The sequence below is a fragment of the Enterobacter sp. E14S genome, assembly GCF_055666685.1.
The window spans coordinates 29,795-46,711 of record NZ_JBVODQ010000010.1 but is presented as its reverse complement, the minus strand read 5'-3'; the positions used below and the strand labels follow the sequence as shown (position 1 = coordinate 46,711).

Below are 16,917 nucleotides of genomic sequence, written 5' to 3'. Positions count from 1 at the left end.
CCCGATTAATTGTCTAATTTTGGACTTGAGAAAAGAGTTGCAGATACCAATAAATATAAATGTTTAAAAATGAGTGAAATGTTTTGAAGAGGATGCCTGGTGCTTAAAGGGTTTTGATATCATAAAGTTATAAATGCAGTGAATCTATTTCGAAACGCTGAAAAGCGAACAGAGATAACAGGTTGTTAACTAACTGTAGGGCGATGGTAATAACAGTTTAATAATGCTTAAGTCATCATTAACCTGACGGCAATTGTATATTGGTTTGATTTATGGTTTCATTTAAATCCTAAAGTCAAACATATCAGTTTTGCTCATTAATTTTCGTTAATATAAAGTCTTTATTTATTCCGAATTTTAAATAATTCTCTTTCGCTGATCGTATTTGCATGATAAATGATATTTTTCAGGATTATTACCGTACGTTGGCAAAGGGGTGTAGCGTGACAGTGGAGTCAGAAGTGCCAGAAAATAATATTAAACAACCTCAAGCTACTGATGGGATTAAACCGCAGTTACGCACGGTGGATCTGAATCTTCTGACGGTGTTTGATGCTGTCATGCAGGAACAGAATATCACCCGCGCTGCCCAAACCTTGGGGATGTCACAACCTGCCGTGAGTAATGCCGTTGCCAGGCTTAAGCTTATGTTTAACGACGAATTATTTGTTCGCTACGGGAGGGGGATCCAGCCTACGGCGCGCGCATTCCAGCTGTTTGGCTCCATTCGTCAGGCGTTGCAGCTGGTCCAAAATGAGCTGCCGGGATCGGGCTTTGAACCCTTAAGCAGCGAGCGCGTGTTCCATCTTTGTGTCTGTAGCCCTTTAGATAATTATTTAACGTCGATTATCTATAATAAAGTTGAAGAGATCGCACCAAATATCAATCTTGTTTTTAAATCATCCCTGAATCAAAACACAGAACATCAGTTACGCTATCAGGAGATAGAATTCGTTCTGGGGTATGAAGAGTTCCGTCGTCCGGAATTTTCCTGCGTGCCGCTGTTTAAAGATGAAATGGTTTTGGTCGCCAGTAAAAAACACCCGCGCCTGAATTCTCCGCTGCGAGAAAACGATGTTTATAACGAACAACACGCCGTTGTTGCGCTCGACAGATATGCTTCCTTTAGCCTGCCGTGGTATGACACTGCGGATAAACAGGCGAGCGTGGCTTATCAGGGCATGGCCATGGTCAGCGTATTAAACGTGGTTTCCCAGACACAGCTGGTGGCAATTGCGCCGCGCTGGCTGGCAGAAGAGTTTTCTGATCCTTTAAATCTGCAAATTTTGCCTCTGCCGCTCAAGCTAAATAGCCGTACCTGTTATCTTTCCTGGCATGAAGCAGCGGGCCGGGATAAAGGACATCAGTGGATGGAAGAGTTGCTGGTTGGCATCTGTCGCCGGTAAACGCATCAGGATAAATCGCATTGTTTTATGTGATTTATCCTGAGTTTTTTTAGATAACTGCTATTTTGTTCTGTGATGATTTTTTTTGGCTGCTCTACGGCACGCAAAAATAGATGATTTCCTGCATTGTCGCGCTTTTCAGCGATGATTTATCACCTCATTCTCTATTCCCAGAGGAATTAACCATATCTTCTGTGAACGGCTGCTTTTTCTGCTTTACGCACCGTTTATCTCCCCGGGTTTGCTAATTGCCTGCCTCATAACGAGCGGTTAAGGTAAAGAACACTCTGCAAAATATAAGATTGGTTCATCCCAATCGTAAGACGGTGCGGAAATGAATTCGGCAGTCCGTCTATAACAAAATGCCTGGAGGCAAAGCATGGAGATGTTGTCTGGCGCGGAAATGGTCGTTCGATCGCTGATCGATCAGGGCGTAAAACAAGTGTTCGGCTACCCTGGCGGTGCGGTTCTCGATATTTATGATGCGCTGCATACGGTTGGGGGCATTGACCATGTTCTGGTACGTCACGAGCAGGCGGCGGTACACATGGCTGACGGCCTGGCACGTGCGACGGGTGAAGTGGGCGTGGTGTTAGTCACGTCTGGCCCCGGCGCGACAAACGCCATTACCGGGATTGCGACGGCCTATATGGACTCTATCCCGCTGGTGATCCTCTCCGGGCAGGTGGCAACCTCACTGATTGGCTACGATGCGTTTCAGGAGTGCGACATGGTTGGGATTTCGCGTCCCGTTGTGAAGCACAGCTTTCTGGTCAAGCAAACAGAAGACATTCCCGGCGTACTGAAAAAAGCCTTCTGGCTGGCGGCGAGCGGACGTCCGGGACCGGTGGTGGTCGATCTGCCTAAAGATATTCTCAACCCGGCAAACAAGCTGCCTTATGTCTGGCCGGAATCGGTCAGCATGCGCTCTTATAACCCAACAACGCAGGGGCATAAAGGTCAGATCAAGCGAGCGTTGCAAACGCTTCTGGCCGCCAAAAAACCGGTGGTCTATGTCGGTGGCGGGGCGATCAACTCTGCCTGTGAAGCCCAGCTTCGTGAACTGATTGAAAAGCTTAACCTTCCCGTTGCGTCGTCGCTGATGGGGCTGGGGGCGTTCCCTGCCACCCATCGTCAGGCGCTGGGGATGCTGGGTATGCACGGTACCTATGAAGCCAACATGACAATGCATCATTCCGATGTGATCTTTGCCGTCGGCGTGCGCTTTGACGATCGCACCACCAACAACCTGGCGAAGTATTGTCCGAACGCCACCGTGCTGCACATTGATATCGATCCAACGTCAATTTCAAAAACGGTGTCGGCTGATGTGCCGATCGTCGGCGATGCCCGTCAGGTTCTGGAGCAAATGCTGGACCTGCTGACCCAGGAGAGTGCAACCCAGCCGCTGGATGAGATCCGCGACTGGTGGCAGCAGATTGAACAGTGGCGCGCGCGTCAGTGCCTGAAATATGACACGCAAAGTGAAAACATTAAGCCGCAGGCGGTCATTGAAGCGGTGTGGCGACTGACGAAAGGTGAGGCGTACGTGACCTCAGACGTGGGGCAGCATCAGATGTTTGCCGCCCTGTATTACCCGTTTGATAAACCGCGACATTGGATCAACTCCGGTGGTTTAGGAACCATGGGCTTTGGACTGCCTGCCGCGCTGGGCGTGAAGCTGGCGCTGCCGAATGAAACCGTCGTCTGCGTGACGGGGGACGGCAGTATTCAGATGAACATTCAGGAGCTGTCTACCGCGCTGCAATATGAACTGCCGGTACTGGTGCTGAACCTGAATAACGGGTATCTCGGTATGGTGAAGCAGTGGCAGGATATGATCTACTCTGGCCGCCACTCTCAGTCATACATGAAATCGCTGCCGGATTTTGTTCGTCTTGCTGAAGCTTATGGTCATGTAGGCATGCGGGTGACCGATCCGGCTGAGCTGGAGACGAAGCTCGCGCAAGCGCTTGAGCACGTTAAAAACAACCGCCTCGTCTTTATGGATGTGATTGTTGATGGGACCGAGCACGTTTATCCGATGCATATTCGTGGTGGTGGTATGGATGAAATGTGGTTAAGCAAAACGGAGAGAACCTGATATGCGCCGGATATTATCTGTTTTACTGGAAAACGAGTCTGGCGCACTGTCGCGCGTCATTGGCCTTTTTGCGCAGCGCGGCTATAACATTGAAAGCCTGACTGTTGCCCCGACGGAAGACCCGACGCTGTCGCGCATGACGATCCAAACCGTCGGCGATGCCAAAGTGCTTGAGCAAATTGAAAAACAGCTGCATAAGCTGGTCGACGTACTGCGCGTGAGCGAGCTGGGGCAGGGGGCCTACGTTGAACGTGAGGTCATGCTGGTGAAAATCCAGGCCAGTGGCTACGGGCGTGATGAAGTCAAACGCAATGCGGATATTTTCCGCGGACAAATTATCGACGTCACGCCTTCTCTTTATACGGTGCAGCTGGCCGGGACAAGCGACAAGCTGGATGCTTTCCTCGCGTCCGTGCGGGACGTCGCAAAAATTGTCGAGGTGGCGAGATCGGGTGTCGTAGGTCTGTCACGCGGCGAGAAAATCATGCGTTAGTTGTCAAAAAGGTTCGCCTCTTTCTGCCCGGTCACCAAAGCCGGGCTTTTTTTGCGTAATCAGCCGACAACGCAGATAAAAGCGGTTGCCGCGAAGTCTTTTCTGCGTTTAGATGTTAAAAGATTTAACCATAACCTTGACAGGGCCATGGACTCTTTTCTTTTTTTAAGGGGCAATTGTGAAACTGGATGAAATCGCCCGGCTAGCCGGCGTGTCACGAACAACGGCCAGCTATGTGATTAACGGTAAAGCAAAGCAGTACCGTGTCAGCGACAAGACCGTTGAAAAAGTTATGGCGGTGGTTCGTGAGCATAACTACCATCCGAATGCTGTCGCAGCCGGTCTGCGTGCCGGGCGTACCCGCTCTATTGGTCTGGTGATCCCTGACCTGGAAAACACCAGCTATACCCGTATCGCCAACTATCTTGAACGTCAGGCGCGCCAGCGCGGCTATCAATTGCTGATTGCCTGCTCGGAAGACCAGCCCGACAACGAAATGCGTTGCATTGAGCATCTGCTCCAGCGCCAGGTGGATGCCATCATCGTGTCGACCTCCTTGCCGCCAGAGCATCCGTTCTACCAGCGCTGGGCGAACGACCCATTCCCAATCGTTGCGCTGGATCGCGCGCTCGATCGCGAGCATTTCACCAGCGTCGTGGGTGCGGATCAGGATGATGCAGAAATGCTGGCCGCAGAGCTGAGAACGTTCCCCGCTGAAACGGTGCTGTATCTTGGCGCGTTGCCCGAGCTTTCCGTGAGCTTCCTGCGCGAGCAGGGATTCAGAACCGCCTGGAAAGACGATCCGCGCGAGGTTCACTACCTCTATGCCAACAGCTACGAACGTGAAGCCGCAGCGCAGCTGTTTGAGAAATGGCTGGAAACGCATCCGATGCCTCAGGCGCTGTTCACCACGTCATTTGCGCTGTTGCAGGGTGTCATGGATGTGACCTTACGTCGTGAAGGTAAACTGCCCTCCGACCTGGCAATTGCCACGTTCGGGGATAATGAGCTGCTCGACTTCCTGCAGTGCCCGGTGCTGGCGGTAGCACAGCGTCACCGCGATGTGGCTGAACGCGTGCTTGAGATTGTGCTGGCAAGCCTGGATGAGCCGCGCAAACCGAAGCCGGGTCTGACGCGTATCAAACGTAATCTCTACCATCGCGGAATTTTAAGCCGCCAAAAATGAAATGACCGGGGCGGAGAAATCTGCCCCATTTTGCTGTGATTATTCGTGCAGATAATTCCCGGAGAGAAATTAGGATAATTCTTGCGGGATCGTAATCGCCTATTTTTTTAATTCATTCTGGCATTTAAATTGTCCTTTTAAAGAACATCCGGGCGATTTTAAACAGCTATCTTTGTATAATTTTGTTACAAACCCTCTTCGGTCGATGAATATTCAGACGTTTTTCCTCTTACTGCTCCAGCTTACGTGGCAACCTCCGCGCTTACCGGGCACCTGGATGAATCTGGCGCTGTTATCCCCTGAGAATCTGTCATAAAATGCTGCCCGCGTCGCAAACTGACATTTTATATTTATCTGCGATGATATTGAGTGAGCTTTAACGCTAGTGTGCATATTCGGTTTTTTTCTTACAAATATTCATAACGTTAATTTTGCCTCGCCAGTTGTGCAGTTATTAACCAGGACTGTTTATCTCTGTAAATAGAGGGCTTTCGGGTCCTTATAGGGAGAGTCCTGGCTTGACAAGCTTTTCCCTCGCTCCGTAAACTCCTTTAGGTGGGAATTTGTGGGTTAAAGTGGTGAGGAGGGGTGAGACTGGCATGTTCCGTGGAGCAACGTTAGTCAATCTCGACAGCAAAGGGCGTTTATCGGTACCAACCCGATACCGCGACCAGCTGATTGAGAACGCTGCGGGTCAAATGGTTTGCACCATTGACATTAACTCCCCCTGCCTGCTGCTTTACCCCTTGCCTGAATGGGAAATTATTGAGCAAAAGCTGTCGCGACTGTCGAGCATGAACCCGCAAGAACGCCGCGTGCAGCGGCTGTTATTGGGACATGCCAGTGAATGTCAGATGGATAACGCAGGGCGGTTACTGATTGCCCCTGTGTTGCGGCAACATGCCGGTCTGACCAAAGAAGTGATGCTGGTCGGGCAGTTCAACAAGTTTGAACTGTGGGATGAAACGACCTGGTATCAACAGGTCAAGGAAGATATCGACGCTGAGCAGTCTGATTCCGCGACATTATCGGAACGGCTGCAGGACTTGTCTCTATAAATATGATGGAAAATTATAAACACAAAACGGTGTTACTGGACGAGGCTGTAAACGGTCTGAATATTCGTCCGGATGGCATCTACATTGATGGCACGTTTGGTCGCGGTGGTCACTCGCGTTTGATTCTCTCCCAGCTTGGAGAGGAAGGACGTCTGCTGGCAATCGATCGCGATCCGCAGGCAATTGCCGTTGCACAAACCATCAATGACCCACGCTTTTCCATCGTGCATGGACCTTTCTCTGCGCTCGCGGATTATGTTGCCGAGCGTGGCCTGACGGGCAAGATCGACGGGATTCTTCTCGATCTTGGCGTCTCTTCACCCCAACTTGATGATGCTGAACGTGGTTTCTCCTTTATGCGTGATGGTCCGCTGGATATGCGTATGGACCCGACGCGCGGTCAGTCTGCCGCTGAGTGGTTACAGACCGCTGACGAAGCAGATATTGCATGGGTCATCAAAACGTTCGGCGAAGAGCGCTTTGGCAAACGTATTGCGCGCGCCATCGTTGAGCGCAATCGCATTGAGCCCATGACCCGCACCAAAGAGTTGGCCGAAGTGATCGCGGCGGCGACACCGGTGAAGGATAAGCACAAACATCCCGCGACCCGTACCTTCCAGGCGGTTCGCATCTGGGTAAACAGTGAACTGGAGGAAATAGAGCTGGCGCTAAAAAGCTCGCTCGACGTGCTGGCCCCGGGTGGGCGGTTATCCATCATCAGCTTCCATTCGCTGGAAGACCGTATTGTGAAACGCTTTATGCGTGAGCAAAGCCGCGGTCCACAGGTGCCTGCGGGGCTGCCGATGACGGAAGAACAACTCAGGAAGCTGGGTGGCCGTCAGTTGCGAGCATTAGGCAAGTTGATGCCGGGCGAAGAAGAAGTGGCAGAGAATCCACGCGCCCGTAGTTCAGTGCTGCGTGTTGCAGAGAGGACGAACGCATGATCGGCAGAGTGACAGAGACCCTAAGCAAAGTTAAGGATTCGTTAGGAAGCAACGAGCGCCATGCCTTGCCTGGCGTGATCGGCGACGATCTTTTGCGGTTTGGGAAACTGCCACTCTGTCTGTTCATTTGCATCATTGTCACGGCAGTTACGGTGGTGACCACCGCCCACCATACACGTTTATTGACTGCGCAACGCGAGCAGATGGTACTGGAACGCGATGCGCTGGATATTGAATGGCGAAATCTGATCCTTGAAGAAAACGCGCTCGGCGATCACAGCCGGGTTGAACGGATCGCAACGGAAAAGCTGCAGCTGCAGCATGTTGATCCTTCGCAGGAAAATATCGTAGTACAAAAATAAGGGAAAACGCGACGCATGAAAGCAGCGGCAAAAACGCTAAAACCAAAACGTCAGGAAGAACAGGCCAACTTTGTTAGTTGGCGTTTTGCGTTGCTTTGCGGCTGCATTTTACTGGCGCTGGGTTTCCTGCTGGGACGCGTGGCCTGGCTGCAAATCATCGCCCCTGACATGCTGGTACGCCAGGGCGATATGCGCTCTCTGCGCGTCCAGGAAGTGTCGACATCCCGCGGGATGATCACGGACCGCTCGGGTCGTCCGCTGGCGGTGAGCGTGCCGGTGAAGGCGATCTGGGCCGATCCTAAAGAACTGCATGACGCCGGCGGTATCACGCTTGATAACCGCTGGAAGGCCCTTGCGGATGCGCTGAAGATGCCGCTGGACCAGTTAGCTTCACGCGTAAATACGAACCCGAGAGGGCGGTTTATCTATCTGGCACGTCAGGTGAACCCTGACATGGCGGACTACATCAAAAAATTGAAGTTGCCGGGGATCCATCTGCGTGAAGAATCCCGTCGTTACTATCCATCCGGCGAAGTGACTGCTCACCTCATTGGCTTTACTAACGTTGATAGCCAGGGGATTGAGGGCGTTGAAAAAAGCTTTGATAAATGGCTCACCGGTCAGCCCGGCGAGCGTATTGTGCGTAAGGACCGCTATGGTCGCGTGATCGAGGATATATCCTCTACGGACAGCCAGGCCGCACACAACCTTGCCCTGAGTATTGATGAGCGGTTACAGGCGCTGGTTTACCGCGAGCTGAACAATGCCGTGGCCTTCAACAAAGCGGAATCGGGCAGTGCCGTTTTAGTCGACGTCAACACGGGTGAAGTGCTGGCGATGGCCAATAGCCCGTCCTACAACCCTAACAATCTCACCGGTACGCAGAAGGATATTATGCGTAACCGTACCATCACCGACGTGTTTGAGCCGGGTTCGACCGTTAAGCCGATGGTGGTCATGACTGCCCTTCAGCGCGGTATCGTCAATGAAAATACCGTCCTGAATACCATTCCATACCGAATTAACGGCCACGAGATCAAAGACGTGGCGCGCTACAGCGAATTGACCCTGACCGGGGTGTTACAGAAGTCGAGTAACGTCGGTGTTTCAAAGCTGGCGTTAGCGATGCCGTCCTCAGCGTTAGTAGAGACTTACTCACGTTTTGGGCTTGGAAAGGCGACCAATTTGGGGTTGGTCGGAGAACGCAGTGGCTTATATCCTCAAAAACAACGGTGGTCTGACATAGAGAGGGCCACCTTCTCTTTCGGCTACGGGCTAATGGTGACACCGTTACAGTTAGCGCGAGTCTACGCAACGATCGGCAGCTATGGCGTTTATCGTCCGCTGTCGATTACCAAAGTTGATCCACCGGTTCCCGGCGAGCGTATCTTCCCGGAATCAACCGTCCGTACGGTTGTTCATATGATGGAAAGCGTGGCGCTGCCCGGCGGCGGCGGCGTTAAGGCGGCAATCAAAGGTTATCGCATCGCCATCAAAACCGGTACGGCGAAAAAAGTAGGGCCGGACGGCCGCTATATCAACAAATACATTGCCTATACCGCAGGCGTTGCGCCTGCAAGCAATCCGCGTTTTGCGCTGGTGGTCGTGATAAATGATCCACAGGCGGGTAAATACTACGGCGGCGCCGTCTCCGCGCCTGTGTTCGGGGCTATCATGGGCGGCGTGTTACGCACCATGAACATCGAACCGGATGCGCTGGCGACGGGCGAAAAAAGTGAATTTGTAATTAATCAAGGCGAGGGTACAGGTGGCAGATCGTAATTTGCGCGACCTTCTCGCTCCGTGGGTGCCAAATGCACCGGAGCGAGCACTGCGAGAGATGGTGCTGGACAGCCGCGTGGCTGCTTCTGGCGATCTTTTTGTGGCGGTGGTCGGTCATCAGGCGGACGGGCGTCGTTATATCCCGCAGGCGATTGCGCAAGGTGTGGCTGCCATTATTGCTGAGGCCAAAGATGAGGCAACCGACGGTGAGATTCGTGAAATGCACGGGGTGCCGGTCATCTATCTCAGCCAGTTAAACGAGCGTCTTTCCGCGCTGGCAGGACGTTTTTATCACGAACCTTCCGACCAGCTGCGCCTGGTAGGTGTCACGGGTACCAACGGTAAAACCACCACCACGCAGCTGATGGCGCAGTGGGCCCAGCTGCTGGGTGAAACCGGTGCGGTGATGGGGACCGTGGGTAACGGCCTGCTCGGCAAAGTGAGCCCGACGGAAAACACTACCGGCTCGGCGGTAGACGTACAGCATGTGCTTGCCGGTCTGGCAGGGCAGGGGGCAACCTTTGCTGCGATGGAAGTCTCTTCGCACGGTCTGGTTCAGCACCGCGTCGCGGCGCTGAAATTTGCCGCTTCCGTGTTTACTAACCTGAGCCGCGATCATCTTGATTATCACGGTGATATGGAGCATTACGAAGCCGCGAAATGGCTGCTGTTCTCCACTCACCATTACGGACAAGCCATCATCAACGCCGACGACGAAGTGGGCCGCCGCTGGCTGGCGAAGCTGCCGGATGCGGTTGCGGTGTCGATGGAAGACCATATTAATCCGAACTGCCACGGCCGCTGGCTGAAGGCGGTTGAGGTGAATTATCACGACAGCGGGGCGACAATCCGCTTTTCCTCTTCCTGGGGTGAAGGCGAAATTGAAAGCCGCCTGATGGGCGCGTTTAACGTCAGCAACCTTCTGCTGGCGCTGGCGACGCTGCTGGCGCTGGGTTATCCGATGGCTGAACTGCTGAAAACCTCAGCGCGTCTGCAGCCGGTTTGCGGCCGTATGGAAGTGTTCAGCGCGCCGGGCAAGCCGACCGTTGTGGTTGATTATGCCCACACGCCGGATGCGCTGGAAAAAGCACTGGAAGCGGCGCGCCTGCACTGCGCCGGTAAGCTCTGGTGCGTGTTTGGCTGCGGCGGCGATCGCGATAAAGGCAAACGCCCGCTGATGGGGGCTATTGCCGAGCAGTTCGCAGATATTCCGGTTGTGACCGATGACAACCCGCGTACCGAAGAGCCGCGCGCCATCATTAATGACATTCTGGCGGGCATGCTGGACGCGGGCCGCGCTCGCGTGGTGGAAGGGCGTGCGGAAGCCGTGACCAACACCATCATGCAGGCGCAGGAGAATGATGTTGTCCTGCTGGCGGGCAAAGGCCATGAAGATTATCAGATCGTTGGCAATCGCCGTCTGGACTACTCGGACCGCGTAACGGCAGCACGCCTGCTGGGAGTCGTGGCATGATTAGCATCACGTTAAGCCAGGCTGCTGCCATCCTGCAGGGCGACCTGCACGGGCAGGACCTGACCATTGATGCCGTAACGACGGACACCCGCAAAATCACCGCGGGCTGTCTGTTTGTGGCGCTGAAAGGCGAGCGTTTTGACGCGCATGATTTTGCGAAACAGGCCAAAGAGAACGGTGCTGGTGCGCTGCTCGTCAGCCGCAAGCTCGATATCGAGCTGCCACAAATTGTGGTGAACGATACGCGTCTCGCGTTCGGTGAGCTGGCCGCCTGGGTTCGTCAGCAGGTCCCTACTCGCGTTGTCGCCTTGACCGGTTCATCAGGCAAGACGTCGGTGAAAGAGATGACGGCGGCGATCCTCAGCCAGTGCGGGAATACGCTTTATACCGCGGGCAACCTCAATAATGACATCGGCGTGCCGATGACGTTACTCCGCCTGACCAAAGAACATGAATTTGCGGTGATCGAGTTAGGGGCAAACCACCAGGGCGAAATCGCCTGGACCGTGAGCCTGACTCGCCCGGAAGCCGCGCTGGTCAATAACCTCGCGGCGGCGCATCTGGAAGGTTTTGGCTCGCTGGAAGGCGTAGCGAAAGCCAAAGGTGAGATTTACACCGGTCTGCCGGATGACGGTATCGCCATCCTGAACGCCGACAACAACGACTGGCTGAACTGGCAAAGCATCATTGGTTCGCGTAAAACCTGGCGCTTCTCGCCGAATGCGGCCAACAGTGATTTTACCGCGACCAATATCCACGTGACGTCGCACGGCACGGAGTTCACCCTCACCACCCCAAAGGGTGGCGTAGATGTGCTGCTGCCGCTGCCGGGGCGCCATAACATCGCCAATGCGCTTGCGGCGGCGGCGCTGTCGACGGCAGTGGGCGCGTCGCATGAAGCGATTAAGACCGGGTTGGCGAACCTGAAAGCCGTGCCGGGGCGTCTGTTCCCGATTCAGCTTTCGGAAAACAAGCTGCTGCTTGATGACTCCTACAACGCGAATGTGGGCTCGATGACGGCGGCGGTGCAGGTGTTATCTGAAATGCCGGGCTACCGCATCATGGTGGTGGGCGATATGGCAGAGCTGGGCGACGAAAGCGAAGCCTGCCATACCCAGGTCGGTGAAGCGGCGAAAGCGGCGGGGCTGGACTGCGTGCTGAGCGCAGGAAAACTGAGCCAGGCGATTAGCCAAGCCAGCGGCGTTGGCGAGCATTTTGCTGATAAAGCCGCGTTGATAGCGCGCCTTAAGGCGTTGATTACAGAAAAACAAATTGTGACTGTGTTAGTGAAAGGTTCACGTAGTGCCGCCATGGAAGAGGTTGTGCACGCATTACAGGAGAACGGGACATGTTAGTTTGGCTGGCCGAACATTTGGTCAAATATTATTCAGGCTTTAACGTCTTTTCGTATCTGACGTTTCGCGCCATCGTCAGCCTGCTGACTGCGCTGTTCATCTCGTTGTGGATGGGCCCGCGCATGATTGCCCGTCTGCAAAAACTCTCTTTCGGCCAGGTTGTGCGTAACGACGGTCCGGAATCGCACTTCAGCAAGCGCGGCACGCCGACCATGGGCGGGATCATGATCCTGACCGCCATCGTCGTTTCCGTGTTGCTGTGGGCCTATCCCTCCAACCCGTACGTCTGGTGCGTTCTGACGGTACTGGTGGGTTACGGGATCATCGGTTTTGTGGATGATTACCGCAAAGTCGTCCGCAAAGATACCAAAGGCCTGATTGCGCGCTGGAAATATTTCTGGATGTCGGTGATCGCGCTGGGCGTGGCCTTCGCGCTGTATCTGGCCGGGAAAGATACGCCAGCCACCGAGCTGGTCGTGCCATTCTTTAAAGACGTGATGCCGCAGCTGGGGCTGTTCTACATCCTGCTGGCCTACTTTGTGATTGTCGGTACCGGCAACGCCGTTAACCTGACCGACGGTCTGGATGGCCTGGCGATTATGCCAACCGTCTTTGTGGCCGCCGGTTTTGCGCTGGTGGCGTGGGCGACCGGTAACATGAACTTTGCAAATTATCTGCACATCCCTTATCTGCGCCACGCGGGTGAGCTGGTGATCGTCTGTACGGCGATTGTCGGCGCGGGGCTGGGCTTCCTGTGGTTCAACACCTATCCGGCGCAGGTCTTCATGGGAGACGTCGGTTCCCTGGCTTTGGGCGGTGCGCTCGGCATTATCGCCGTACTGCTGCGTCAGGAGTTCCTGCTGGTGATCATGGGCGGCGTGTTTGTGGTTGAAACCCTGTCGGTGATTTTGCAGGTCGGTTCCTTCAAGCTGCGCGGTCAGCGCATCTTCCGTATGGCGCCGATTCACCACCACTATGAACTGAAAGGCTGGCCGGAGCCGCGCGTGATTGTGCGCTTCTGGATTATTTCGCTGATGCTGGTGCTGATTGGCCTGGCTACGCTGAAGGTACGTTAATCATGGCAGATTACCAGGGCAAAAAAGTCGTTATCATCGGGTTGGGCCTCACGGGGCTCTCCTGCGTGGACTTTTTCCTCGCACGCGGCGTGACGCCACGCGTGATGGATACGCGTGTCTCTCCGCCGGGTCTGGACAAACTGCCGGAACAGGTTGAACGCCACCTTGGTGGTCTGAATGATGACTGGCTGCTGGCAGCCGATCTGATTGTCGCCAGCCCGGGTATGGCGCTGGCGCATCCTTCGCTGAGCGCTGCCGCGGATGCGGGCGTTGAGATTGTCGGCGATATCGAACTGTTCTGCCGCGAAGCGCAGGCACCCGTTATCGCCATTACCGGTTCTAACGGTAAAAGCACCGTCACCACCCTGGTGGGTGAAATGGCGAAAGCGGCGGGAATGAACGTCGGGGTTGGCGGTAACATTGGTTTACCTGCTCTGATGCTGCTGGACAAAGGCTGCGAGCTGTATGTTCTCGAGCTTTCCAGCTTCCAGCTGGAAACCACCTCCAGCCTGCATGCTGCGGCTGCGACGATCCTCAACGTGACTGAAGATCATATGGATCGGTATCCATTTGGTCTGCAGCAGTACCGTGCCGCCAAGCTGCGCGTGTATGAAAATGCCAAAGTCTGCGTTGTAAACGCCGATGACGCGCTGACCATGCCCGTGCGTGGCGCGGACGATCGCTGTATCAGCTTCGGTATCACGATGGGGGATTACCACCTGAACCGTCAGCTGGGCGAAACCTGGCTGCGCGTGAAGGGTGAGAAAGTGCTGAACGTGAAAGAGATGAAGCTCACTGGTCAGCACAACTATACCAATGCCCTGGCGGCGCTGGCGCTGGCGGATGCAGTAGGGCTGCCGCGCTCCTCCAGCCTGAAAGCGTTAACCACGTTTTCTGGCCTGGCACACCGTTTCCAGCTGGCGCTGGAGCACAACGGCGTGCGCTGGATTAACGACTCCAAAGCCACCAACGTCGGAAGCACGGAGGCCGCGCTGAACGGTCTGCACGTTGACGGCACCCTGCATTTACTGCTGGGCGGCGACGGTAAATCAGCTGATTTCTCCTCCCTGAAGCCGTATCTCGCCGGAGATAACATCCGCCTGTACTGCTTCGGCCGTGACGGCAGCGAGCTGGCTGAACTGCGCCCTGAGGTTGCCGAGCAAACCGAAACCATGGAACAGGCGATGCGGCTGATTGCACCTCGCGTGAAGCCAGGCGATATGGTGCTGCTCTCTCCGGCCTGTGCCAGCCTCGATCAATTCAAGAATTTCGAACAGCGTGGTGATGTCTTTACCCGCCTGGCGAAGGAGTTAGGCTAATGCGTTTATCTCTCCCTCGCCTGAAAATGCCGCGCCTGCCAGGATTTGGGATCCTGGCATGGGTGTTTGCGGCGCTCAAAGGCTGGGTGATGGGCTCTCGTCAAAAAGATAACGACAGCCTGGTCATGTACGATCGCACCCTGTTCTGGCTCACCATGGGGCTGGCGGCGGTAGGCTTTATTATGGTGACGTCAGCGTCAATGCCCGTCGGGCAGCGTCTGGCGAACGATCCTTTCCTGTTTGCCAAGCGTGATGGTCTTTACATCATCCTGGCGTTCTGCCTGGCGCTTGTGACCTTGCGCCTGCCGATGGAGTTCTGGCAGCGGCACAGTACGGCGATGCTGATCGCCTCGATTATTATGCTGCTGATCGTACTGGTGGTGGGGAGCTCTGTTAACGGGGCATCACGCTGGATCGCCTTTGGCCCGCTGCGCATTCAGCCTGCGGAATTTACCAAGCTCTCCCTGTTCTGCTACCTGGCTAACTACCTGGTGCGTAAGGTTGATGAAGTGCGTAACAACCTGCGCGGCTTCTTAAAACCGATGGGCGTGATTCTGGTGCTGGCGGTATTACTGCTGGCGCAGCCTGACCTCGGTACCGTTGTCGTGCTGTTCGTTACCACTCTGGCCATGCTGTTCCTGGCGGGTGCGAAGCTGTGGCAGTTCATCGCTATCATCGGGATGGGTATTTCAGCGGTTGTGCTGCTGATCCTCGCCGAGCCTTACCGTATTCGCCGTGTGACCTCGTTCTGGAACCCGTGGGAAGATCCGTTCGGCAGCGGCTATCAGCTGACGCAGTCGCTGATGGCCTTTGGTCGCGGTGAAGTCTGGGGGCAAGGGCTGGGTAACTCGGTACAGAAACTGGAGTATTTACCGGAAGCGCACACTGACTTCATCTTCTCCATTATTGCGGAAGAACTGGGTTATATCGGTGTGGTATTAGCGCTTTTAATGGTATTCTTCGTCGCTTTCCGCGCCATGTCTATCGGCCGGAAAGCGCTGGAGATCGATCACCGCTTCTCAGGATTCTTAGCCTGTTCAATTGGTATCTGGTTTAGCTTCCAGGCATTGGTTAACGTCGGGGCCGCAGCAGGTATGCTGCCGACCAAAGGTCTGACGCTGCCGTTGATCAGTTATGGTGGTTCGAGTCTGTTGATTATGTCGACGGCCATCATGTTTTTGTTGCGTATAGATTATGAAACGCGTCTGGAAAAAGCCCAGGCGTTTACACGAGGTTCACGATGAATCAACCGAAGCGGTTAATGGTGATGGCAGGCGGTACCGGCGGACACGTGTTCCCGGGACTGGCGGTTGCGCACCATTTAATGGATCAGGGCTGGCAGGTACGCTGGCTGGGAACCGCAGACCGCATGGAAGCCGACCTGGTGCCGAAGCACGGTATCGAGATCGACTTTATTCGTATTTCCGGCCTTCGGGGCAAAGGCCTCAAGGCAATGCTGCTGGCTCCGGTGCGTATTTTTAACGCCTGGCGTCAGGCGCGCACCATCATGAAGCGCTTTAAGCCAGATGTGGTGCTGGGCATGGGCGGCTATGTCTCTGGTCCTGGCGGGCTGGCGGCGTGGTCGTTAGGCATTCCCGTCGTGCTGCATGAACAGAACGGTATTGCCGGTCTGACCAACAAGTGGCTGGCGAAAATCGCTACCAAAGTTATGCAGGCGTTTCCCGGTGCGTTCCCGAAAGCGGACGTGGTGGGTAACCCGGTGCGTGTCGACGTGCTGGCGCTCCCGCTGCCGGATGCTCGCCTGATGGGCCGTGAAGGGCCGGTTCGTGTACTGGTCGTCGGCGGCTCTCAGGGCGCACGCATTTTAAACCAGACGATGCCGCAGGTTGCCGCAAAGCTGGGGGATACCGTGACGATCTGGCACCAGAGCGGAAAAGGCGCTCAGCAGACCGTTGAGCAAGCTTACGCAGACGAAGGCCAGCCGCAGCATAAAGTCACAGAGTTTATCGACGACATGGCGGCAGCGTATGCCTGGGCCGATGTCGTGGTCTGTCGTTCAGGCGCGCTGACGGTGAGCGAGATCGCCGCCGCCGGTTTGCCGGCCCTGTTTGTGCCGTTCCAGCACAAAGACAGACAGCAGTACTGGAATGCGCTGCCGCTTGAGAAAGCCGGTGCCGCGAAGATATTTGAGCAGCCACAATTTACCGCCGACGCGGTCGCCACCACCCTGGCGGGCTGGAACAGAGACGCACTGCTGGAGATGGCGCAACGCGCGCGCGCGGCCGCTATCCCTGATGCGACGGAACGGGTGGCAAAAGAAGTGAGCCTGGCAGCCCAGGCTTAACCCTCGCAGCGCGTTTTGCGCTGCACGAATTTTAAGTAGTCGATGGCGTTTAG

The 16,917-nt window shown here is 54.9% G+C and carries 14 protein-coding genes; all 14 read left to right on the top strand.

Going from position 1 to position 16,917, the window contains the following annotated elements; translation table 11 throughout:
* Positions 1-443 precede the first annotated feature (443 nt).
* Positions 444-1,406 carry a transcriptional regulator LeuO gene (gene leuO, locus ACZ6J2_RS17760; protein ID WP_045888154.1) on the top strand — a complete coding sequence of 321 codons (963 nt, stop codon included), beginning with the start codon at positions 444-446 and terminating at the stop codon, positions 1,404-1,406.
* 379 nt (positions 1,407-1,785) lie between these two features.
* A complete protein-coding gene (gene ilvI / locus ACZ6J2_RS17755; RefSeq protein WP_033144626.1) occupies positions 1,786-3,510 on the top strand; it encodes an acetolactate synthase 3 large subunit in 1,725 nt (574 codons plus the stop codon).
* Position 3,511: 1 nt separating this feature from the next.
* Positions 3,512-4,003 (top strand): acetolactate synthase small subunit, encoded by a 492-nt coding sequence (gene ilvN, locus ACZ6J2_RS17750; RefSeq protein ID WP_023334498.1) that lies wholly within the window; start codon positions 3,512-3,514, stop codon positions 4,001-4,003.
* A 178-nt stretch (positions 4,004-4,181) separates the two neighbouring features.
* Complete coding sequence (gene cra, locus ACZ6J2_RS17745; protein WP_008501993.1) at positions 4,182-5,189, top strand: catabolite repressor/activator; 1,008 nt, start codon at positions 4,182-4,184, stop codon at positions 5,187-5,189.
* Positions 5,190-5,788: 599 nt separating this feature from the next.
* On the top strand, positions 5,789-6,247 hold the full coding sequence (mraZ, locus tag ACZ6J2_RS17740) for a division/cell wall cluster transcriptional repressor MraZ (protein ID WP_021240528.1): 459 nt from the start codon (positions 5,789-5,791) through the stop codon (positions 6,245-6,247).
* A 2-nt stretch (positions 6,248-6,249) separates the two neighbouring features.
* On the top strand, positions 6,250-7,191 hold the full coding sequence (rsmH, locus tag ACZ6J2_RS17735) for a 16S rRNA (cytosine(1402)-N(4))-methyltransferase RsmH (RefSeq protein ID WP_021240527.1): 942 nt from the start codon (positions 6,250-6,252) through the stop codon (positions 7,189-7,191).
* The gene (gene ftsL, locus ACZ6J2_RS17730; protein ID WP_008501989.1) at positions 7,188-7,553 is read left to right on the top strand and encodes a cell division protein FtsL; all 366 of its coding nucleotides are present in this window, start codon (positions 7,188-7,190) and stop codon (positions 7,551-7,553) included. Before rsmH ends, ftsL begins: the two co-directional genes overlap by 4 nt.
* Positions 7,554-7,568: 15 nt before the next feature.
* Positions 7,569-9,335, top strand: coding sequence for a peptidoglycan glycosyltransferase FtsI (locus ACZ6J2_RS17725; protein WP_033144627.1), 1,767 nt, complete (start codon positions 7,569-7,571; stop codon positions 9,333-9,335).
* Complete coding sequence (murE, locus tag ACZ6J2_RS17720; RefSeq protein WP_033144628.1) at positions 9,322-10,809, top strand: UDP-N-acetylmuramoyl-L-alanyl-D-glutamate--2,6-diaminopimelate ligase; 1,488 nt, start codon at positions 9,322-9,324, stop codon at positions 10,807-10,809. Before ACZ6J2_RS17725 ends, murE begins: the two co-directional genes overlap by 14 nt.
* A complete protein-coding gene (murF, locus tag ACZ6J2_RS17715; protein ID WP_471726346.1) occupies positions 10,806-12,164 on the top strand; it encodes a UDP-N-acetylmuramoyl-tripeptide--D-alanyl-D-alanine ligase in 1,359 nt (452 codons plus the stop codon). Before murE ends, murF begins: the two co-directional genes overlap by 4 nt.
* Positions 12,158-13,240, top strand: a complete 1,083-nt coding sequence (gene mraY / locus ACZ6J2_RS17710; protein ID WP_008501985.1) for a phospho-N-acetylmuramoyl-pentapeptide-transferase — start codon at positions 12,158-12,160, stop codon at positions 13,238-13,240. Before murF ends, mraY begins: the two co-directional genes overlap by 7 nt.
* A 2-nt stretch (positions 13,241-13,242) precedes the next feature.
* Complete coding sequence (murD, locus tag ACZ6J2_RS17705; RefSeq protein ID WP_033144630.1) at positions 13,243-14,559, top strand: UDP-N-acetylmuramoyl-L-alanine--D-glutamate ligase; 1,317 nt, start codon at positions 13,243-13,245, stop codon at positions 14,557-14,559.
* Entirely contained in the window at positions 14,559-15,803 is a 1,245-nt protein-coding gene (gene ftsW, locus ACZ6J2_RS17700; protein WP_023310395.1) for a cell division protein FtsW, read from the top strand. Before murD ends, ftsW begins: the two co-directional genes overlap by 1 nt.
* Entirely contained in the window at positions 15,800-16,864 is a 1,065-nt protein-coding gene (gene murG, locus ACZ6J2_RS17695; protein WP_471726345.1) for an undecaprenyldiphospho-muramoylpentapeptide beta-N-acetylglucosaminyltransferase, read from the top strand. Before ftsW ends, murG begins: the two co-directional genes overlap by 4 nt.
* Positions 16,865-16,917 lie beyond the last annotated feature (53 nt).

Coding starts and splice junctions, on each gene's coding strand:
- ilvI (WP_033144626.1), top strand. CDS start 1,786: ATGGAGATGTTGTCTGGCGCGGAAATGGTCGTTCGATCGCTGATCGAT.
- murG (WP_471726345.1), top strand. CDS start 15,800: ATGAATCAACCGAAGCGGTTAATGGTGATGGCAGGCGGTACCGGCGGA.
- ACZ6J2_RS17725 (WP_033144627.1), top strand. CDS start 7,569: ATGAAAGCAGCGGCAAAAACGCTAAAACCAAAACGTCAGGAAGAACAG.
- ilvN (WP_023334498.1), top strand. CDS start 3,512: ATGCGCCGGATATTATCTGTTTTACTGGAAAACGAGTCTGGCGCACTG.
- ftsW (WP_023310395.1), top strand. CDS start 14,559: ATGCGTTTATCTCTCCCTCGCCTGAAAATGCCGCGCCTGCCAGGATTT.
- mraZ (WP_021240528.1), top strand. CDS start 5,789: ATGTTCCGTGGAGCAACGTTAGTCAATCTCGACAGCAAAGGGCGTTTA.
- mraY (WP_008501985.1), top strand. CDS start 12,158: ATGTTAGTTTGGCTGGCCGAACATTTGGTCAAATATTATTCAGGCTTT.
- murD (WP_033144630.1), top strand. CDS start 13,243: ATGGCAGATTACCAGGGCAAAAAAGTCGTTATCATCGGGTTGGGCCTC.
- murF (WP_471726346.1), top strand. CDS start 10,806: ATGATTAGCATCACGTTAAGCCAGGCTGCTGCCATCCTGCAGGGCGAC.
- rsmH (WP_021240527.1), top strand. CDS start 6,250: ATGATGGAAAATTATAAACACAAAACGGTGTTACTGGACGAGGCTGTA.
- ftsL (WP_008501989.1), top strand. CDS start 7,188: ATGATCGGCAGAGTGACAGAGACCCTAAGCAAAGTTAAGGATTCGTTA.